The sequence below is a fragment of the uncultured Fibrobacter sp. genome, assembly GCF_900316465.1.
In the GTDB taxonomy this organism is placed as follows: domain Bacteria; phylum Fibrobacterota; class Fibrobacteria; order Fibrobacterales; family Fibrobacteraceae; genus Fibrobacter.
Genome location: NZ_ONDD01000054.1, coordinates 1 through 6,406, shown reverse-complemented (window position 1 = coordinate 6,406; position 6,406 = coordinate 1). Strand labels below are relative to the sequence as shown.

Annotated in this window: 7 protein-coding genes; 4 read left to right on the top strand and 3 right to left on the bottom strand. The window is 52.2% G+C overall.

Annotation, left to right across the window (positions count from 1 at the left end):
- The first annotated feature begins 327 nt into the window (after positions 1–327).
- The 4 genes from QZN53_RS12850 to QZN53_RS12835 are packed head-to-tail and all read left to right on the top strand — an operon-like array spanning position 328 to position 3,406.
- Positions 328–1,116: an amino acid ABC transporter substrate-binding protein gene (locus QZN53_RS12850; RefSeq protein WP_163439313.1), complete on the top strand. Its 789-nt coding sequence runs from the start codon at positions 328–330 to the stop codon at positions 1,114–1,116.
- Complete coding sequence (locus QZN53_RS12845) at positions 1,116–1,775, top strand: amino acid ABC transporter permease (RefSeq protein WP_163439312.1); 660 nt, start codon at positions 1,116–1,118, stop codon at positions 1,773–1,775. The genes QZN53_RS12850 and QZN53_RS12845 overlap by 1 nt, the downstream gene beginning before the upstream one ends.
- Positions 1,776–1,783: 8 nt before the next feature.
- On the top strand, positions 1,784–2,548 hold the full coding sequence (locus tag QZN53_RS12840) for an amino acid ABC transporter ATP-binding protein (RefSeq protein WP_163439311.1): 765 nt from the start codon (positions 1,784–1,786) through the stop codon (positions 2,546–2,548).
- 60 nt (positions 2,549–2,608) lie between these two features.
- Positions 2,609–3,406 carry a transporter substrate-binding domain-containing protein gene (locus QZN53_RS12835; RefSeq protein ID WP_163439310.1) on the top strand — a complete coding sequence of 266 codons (798 nt, stop codon included), beginning with the start codon at positions 2,609–2,611 and terminating at the stop codon, positions 3,404–3,406.
- Here QZN53_RS12835 and QZN53_RS12830 read toward each other — a convergent pair whose 3' ends face one another.
- The 3 genes from QZN53_RS12830 to QZN53_RS12820 all read right to left on the bottom strand — a co-directional run.
- Entirely contained in the window at positions 3,407–4,201 is a 795-nt protein-coding gene (locus QZN53_RS12830; RefSeq protein ID WP_163439309.1) for a hypothetical protein, read from the bottom strand.
- Between the two features lie 5 nt (positions 4,202–4,206).
- Complete coding sequence (gene floA / locus QZN53_RS12825) at positions 4,207–5,178, bottom strand: flotillin-like protein FloA (RefSeq protein WP_163439308.1); 972 nt, start codon at positions 5,176–5,178, stop codon at positions 4,207–4,209.
- Positions 5,179–5,204: 26 nt separating this feature from the next.
- On the bottom strand, positions 5,205–6,406 hold a 1,202-nt coding region (locus tag QZN53_RS12820; RefSeq protein ID WP_163439307.1), incomplete at its 5' end, for a nodulation protein NfeD.

Here is a 6,406-nt window from a genome sequence, read left to right as displayed (position 1 = left end):
CCAGGCTGCATGCCCGAAGGGTATCACCGTGGATTACATCGCCAAGATGAACCGCGAATACCTCGGCGCTACCGTGACCTACGCCGAAAAGGTGTACGGAAAGGACTAGCAATGAGGCGAATCCAGCACGAAAATGCTTGCATTTTCGTATTGGTGAGCCGAGTGGCGAGAGACTCCGAAGGAGTCTCCTAATGTGTAAAGTGTGATGTGAAATGACTAATTAATCTCATTTCTCATTACTCATCTCTAATCTCACATTAAAAAAGGGCTCGCAGCAATGCGGCCCTTTTTTTATATTTGAGGGCGAAAATAAAAAAGGAGCTTTCTATGAAAAAAATCTTTGCGATGCTTGCGGCGTTTGCTTGTGCCGCTGTTTTCTCTGCCTGTAACGACCAAAAGGCAGATCAGCCTACTGCTGATGAATCCCTGAACAAGGTGAAGGCTGCAGGCGAGTTCGTGCTCGGTCTCGATGACTCCTTCCCGCCGATGGGTTTCCGCGACAAGGACAACAACATCGTGGGCTTTGATATTGACCTTGCTACAGAAGTTTGTGCTCGCCTGGGCGTAAAGCTCAAGACGCAGCCGATTTCCTGGGACGCCAAGGAACAGGAATTGAATACCGGCAAGATCGACTGCATTTGGAACGGCATGAGCGTGGACAGCGCTCGCGCCGCCGCAATGAACTTGAGTGACGCATACCTCACGAACCGCATGATTTTCACCGTGAAGGACAAGGCTCTTACAAAACTCGAAGCTCTCAAGGGCAAGAAGATTGCCGTGCAGAACGGTTCTACCGCCCAGAAGTTGCTCGATGCTTCCGAAGCGGGCAAGTCTGCCAAGGAAATTGTTCCGTTTGACGACAACCAGACTGCTCTCATGGATTTGGACAAGGGCGGTGTCGATGCCGTGTTCCTCGACGAAATCGTGGCCAAGTACTGGATTGTTGAAAACTCCAAGGACTACGTTGTCCTCGAAGAAGGCCTTTCGGACGAGGTCTATGCCGTTGGTTTCCGCAAGAAGGACAAGGCTCTCCGCAATGCGGTGAATTCGTCTTTGGCTGCAATGAAGGCTGATGGCAAGTTCGACGAAATCTATGCCAAGTGGTTCGGTAAGTAGTGTCTGACTTAAGTTCTCTATTGCCCATTCTCTGGGGCGGTTTCTGCACGACGCTCGCCATATTCGGGCTGACGCTCCTGTTCTCGATTCCGCTCGGACTCCTGATTGCCGTGCTCAAAATGAGCAAGTGGCGCGTGGTGCGTTACCCGGTGTCATTTTACATCTCGGTGATGCGCGGAACACCGCTCTTGTTGCAGATTGTGGCCATTTATTTCGGCTCGTATTACCTGAGCGAATATTCGGGACTCGGCTTTTCGTTTGACCGTTTCCCGGCGGTGATTGTCGCATTCTCGATAAACTATGCGGCGTACTTTGCCGAAATTTTCCGCGGCGGAATCCAGTCGATTCCTAAAGGACAGTACGAGGCCGCCTACATGCTCGGCATGACCCGTACACAGACATTCTTCCGCATCATTTTACCGCAGGTGGTAAAGCGTGTGGTGCCCGCGAGTGCAAACGAAGTGATTACCTTGGTAAAGGATACTTCGCTTGCGCAGGTGATTGCAGTGACGGAACTTTTTGCTTTGGCCAAGAAACAGCAGGCGGCATACGCCAGCATTTATCCGCTGTTCGTGGCAGGTGTGTTCTACTATGTGGCTAACCTTTTGCTGAGCGTGCTTTTCGCCTATCTGGAACGCAAGCTCGACTACTATAAGTGAGGTCCGTGATGCCGATTCTTAAAGTGGAACATGTCAAGAAATTGTTTGGCAACTTGAATGTGCTTAAGGATATCTCGTTCGAACTGAATGCGGGCGAGGTGCTTTCGATTATCGGTCCGAGCGGTTCCGGCAAGAGTACGCTGTTGCGTTGCATTACCCAGCTTGAAACGGTGAACGGCGGCTTGGTGCAGGTCGATGGCAAGGATATGGTGCAGTCGGGTGACAAGGGAACTCCGGTGTATGCGCCGGCAAAGGTGCTGCGCGAAATCCGCCTCTCCACAGGGCTCGTGTTCCAGAACTTCAATCTGTTCCCGCATTTGACGGTGCTCCAGAATCTTTGCCTGGCTCCGGTGCGTGTGCTGGGTGTTTCCCGCGAACAAGCTCGTGAAACGGGAAGGTCTCTGCTTAAGCGTATGGGCCTTGAAGGCAAGGAAAAGGCTTACCCTTGTGAACTCAGCGGTGGCCAGCAGCAGCGCGTGTCGATTGCCCGCGCCTTGGCCATGAACCCGAAGATTCTTTTCTTTGACGAGCCGACCTCTGCGCTGGACCCGGAACTCACTGGCGAAGTGCTCAAGATTATCAAGAAGCTTGCCGAAGACAAGATGACGATGGTTATCGTGACGCATGAAATGGCATTTGCCCGCGATGTGGCGGACAAGGTCATCTTTATGGATGGCGGTTATATCGTCGAGCAGGGAACTCCTGATTTTGTATTCAACCAGTCTGGCAACGAACGCCTGTCGCAATTCTTGTCAAGATTCTCTAAAAATTAAAGTCATCGCATATGGCTCTTTTGCAAAATATTTCTTATTTTTTATTGCAAAGGAGCTAATATGAATAGGTATTTCGCATCTGCGGCCTTTGTTGCCGCTATTGCTTTTTCCGTTGTATTTTCAGCTTGTAGCGAGAAGAAAGATTCTACACTGAATCAAGATCAGTCTTTTGAAAATGTGAAGAAAAACGGTGTTTTGGTAATGGGCCACATGGGGGATTTCCTGCCCATGGTTTTTATGGATAAGGACAGCAATTTTATTGGGTTCGATGTGGACCTTGCAAATGAAGTTTGCTCGCGCTTAGGATTAAAACTTGAATTGCGCTTGATTCCTTGGGCTGACAAAGAAAAAGCTTTGTATGATGGTGCCATTGATTGCATTTGGAATGGCATGAGTGTCGATGAGAAACGTGCTTCTACCATGAATTTGAGCGACCCTTATCTCACCAACAGATTGGTTTTCATGGTAAAGAACAAGTCTTATAATAGCCTGGATTCCTTGAAGGGTAAGAGGGTTGCTGTTCAGAAGGCTTCTACAGCTTGGTCAATGCTTGAACAATCCGAAATGAAAAAGGATATCAAGGAAATCGTGCTGTTTGAAACGTTGAGCCTTGCCTTGGAATCCTTGGTGCAAGATTCTGTCGACGCCGTATTCGGAGACGAAGTGTCCGCCAAGTACTGGAATGTTCTGAATAACAAGGATTTCGTTGCCCTGGAAGATGGCTTGCACAATGAATTCTATGCAGTTGGCTTCCGCAAGGCGGACAAAGCTCTTCGTGATACAATAAATGCCGCCCTTACTTCAATGAAGAAAGACGGCAGGTTCGTTGATATTACAGTTAAGTGGTTCGGTAAATAGTTACCGGTACTGCGTACTCCAGCGGCGCTTAAAACGGGGCTCGTCTAGAACTTTCGCCCAGATGAATCCCTTGCGCACATCGGTAATGTTCCTGGTTGAAACGAGAGGAGCGCGGCGCGGAGCCTGTTCGGTTCCGCTCACGACTTCATTTCCCATGAATGCGGCGGCAGATTCGCGTGCAGACTTGGCGCGTTCTTCGAGAGCGTTTAACTCCCTTTGACGTTCCAATTCCTTGCGGCGTAATTCGTCCATTTCGGCTTCGTGATGTTCGCGAGCGGCAGATTCTCTTTCTTGCTCGGCACGCTTTTCGTGGAGCAACAAGTTGTCGAGTTCTTCCATGTCGTGCACGAGTACGTCGCAGGTGCCTTCGCCCATGTCGCGGCCCACGATGCGGTGGGCTTGCAAATCCATGAGCATCTCGGCAGCGGTGTTTTCATCAACGTCGAATTCTTCCATCAAGAATTCCAGGTCAATAAAATCCACGCCGATAACGACTTCGGCAATGTCGCGAAGCGTCAGCTGCTCTGCATGCTTACGTTGCACGGGGGGAGTGGGCGGCTCAATATTGCCTTGCGTCGCTTGGCGTTGGGCATTTTCGAACTGGCGGATCAAATCCTGCAACGAGCGCGGAGGGTTGTGCCCTTGCGCCTGTTCTTCGGATTCGTCCAGTTCGTCGTCATCGGTCTGGTATTGCGGCGGTACCTGTTGTTGCTGTTGCTCCCTTCGGTTGGCCGCAACCTTCTTAATGACGATATCGAGAACCCATATTCCTATGAGAATGAGTAGTCCTTCCATGGTTACTACTTAGTCTCCGGGGCAGCTCCGATTTCCTTGCGCATCTGCGTGTCGGCTTCTATGTTTTTCAGGTTGTAATAGTCCATCACGCCGAGCTTGCCGTCGCGAAGGGCAGATGCCATAGCCATCGGAATCTGGGCTTCGGCTTCCACGAGCTTGGCCTTCATTTCCATGACCTTGGCCTTCATTTCCTGTTCGGCGGCGTATGCCATGGCGCGGCGTTCTTCTGCCTTGGCCTGAGCAATCTTCTTGTCGGCTTCGGCACGGTCGGTTTCGAGGATGGCACCAATGTTCTGACCCACGTCCACGTCGGCGATATCAATCGAAAGAATTTCGAATGCGGTACCGGCGTCAAGGCCAGAGGCGAGCACCTTCTTGGAAATCATGTTCGGGTTTTCGAGCACGTCCTTGTGGCTCTTGGCAGAACCGATAGAAGAAACGATGCCTTCGCCCACGCGGGCGACCACGGTGTCTTCGCCAGCGCCACCCACAAGTTTTTGGATGCTGGCGCGCACGGTAATGCGGGTCACGGCATGCAGCTGAATACCGTCGAGTGCCACAGCGGAAACCTTCGGCGTTTCAATCACCTTCGGGTTCACGGACATCTGCACAGCTTCGAGCACGTTACGGCCGGCGAGGTCAATAGCGGCGGCTTCCTTGAAGTCGAGCTTGATGTTTGCCTTGTTGGCGGCAATCAAAGCCTGAATCACGCGGAGCACGTTACCGCGGGAAAGATAGTGGGCTTCGAGCAGGTTGGTGTCTACGGGAAGGCCTGCCTTGCAGCTAAGAATGCGGGCTTCCACAATCACCTGCGGCGGAACCTTACGCAGGCGCATACCGATGAGCTGGAAAATGCTCACGTTTGCCTTGGAGAACAAGGCCTGCAGCCAGAGGCTGAAGAACTTGCCAATAAAGGCGAGCAAAATGATAACGGCAATCGCCGCAACAATGATTCCGATTATTAAAAGAGTGTCCATTATTTTTCTCCGTTTTGTTTTAAAATTTATCCTTCCATTTCGCTGTGGGCAACGCTTACCCAGATGTGACCTTCCTGGATGGCGGTCACTTGAATGCGGGTGCTTGCTTCGATGATTTCGCCGTGGGTTTGCACGTCAAACAGTTTGCCGTTAATGAGTGCTTGGCCCACCGGGCGCAGGAACGTCTTGGCGATGCCTTCGTCGCCGACAGAAACTTCTTGAACGGCTTCAGTGGGCGAGGCTGCGTTTTCCAAATCGGTCTTGAGCATGGGCGTCCAGCCTTCAGGCAAAAGCGGAATCAGGTACTTGCTGGCGGCAATCGGGAACACGAGCGCGATTGCCGCGTAGCTTAACATGTAGAGTAACCCGAGTAGCCAGGGCGTGGCGTCAAAAGTCGTTTCGATGGTTTCGGGCACGTATTCGGGCATTTCCGAAGGCTCGAACGAAAGCGCGAGTGCAAGAATCATGCACACGATGCCGCCGATGCCGAACAGGAACGTTCCCGGCATCACGAAGATTTCGACCAGGAACAGCACCACGCCGGCCACCAGCAGAATCGCCGGAATGTAGCCATCAAGCTGCGGGGCGAACTGTCCGAGGAATACGATGCCGATGAGGATGAGGCCGATGATTCCGAACAAGCCAAAGCCCGGCGTCTTGAATTCGATGTAGAGCGCGCCGAAGCCGAGAATCAGGAGAATGCCCGAAATAGCGGCAATTGCGGAGGCGATGTCTTCGCCGAGGGTCGTTTCGACTTCGCTCCTGCTTTCGATAGCGAGCTTGGTTTCAAATTCGTCGCGGCTTTTGAAGGTTCCCTGCGAGAATCCGAGTTCCTGCGCTTCCTTGTCGGTCATGGTCAGGAGTTCGCCTTCTTTCACGAGAATCTTCGGGGCGCCCCAGAATGCCTTGGCGGCACTGTCGAGGACGCTGTACTTGGAGCCTTCGATAATGAGCGTGGTGTCGCGCTGAGACTTTTTACCTTTGTCGAGCGTGGCGGTAAGTTCGAGAATTTCGAGTTCCGGCGTTACGAAGGCGGAACTCAGGAGCTCGGGATAACCGTTACGCTGGGCAAGGTTCCTGAATTTGGCACGGAGCGGGGATTGGATTTTTTCGCCGACGATTTGCGGAGTGCCGTCGCCACCCTGCACGATGGGGGCGCAGTCGCCAATCGTGGTGGCTTCGAGCATGTAAAGCTTTTGGCAGGCGAGCGCGATAAGACTGCCCGCAC

Coding starts and splice junctions, on each gene's coding strand:
- floA (WP_163439308.1), bottom strand. CDS start 5,178: ATGGACACTCTTTTAATAATCGGAATCATTGTTGCGGCGATTGCCGTT.
- QZN53_RS12835 (WP_163439310.1), top strand. CDS start 2,609: ATGAATAGGTATTTCGCATCTGCGGCCTTTGTTGCCGCTATTGCTTTT.
- QZN53_RS12850 (WP_163439313.1), top strand. CDS start 328: ATGAAAAAAATCTTTGCGATGCTTGCGGCGTTTGCTTGTGCCGCTGTT.
- QZN53_RS12840 (WP_163439311.1), top strand. CDS start 1,784: ATGCCGATTCTTAAAGTGGAACATGTCAAGAAATTGTTTGGCAACTTG.
- QZN53_RS12830 (WP_163439309.1), bottom strand. CDS start 4,201: ATGGAAGGACTACTCATTCTCATAGGAATATGGGTTCTCGATATCGTC.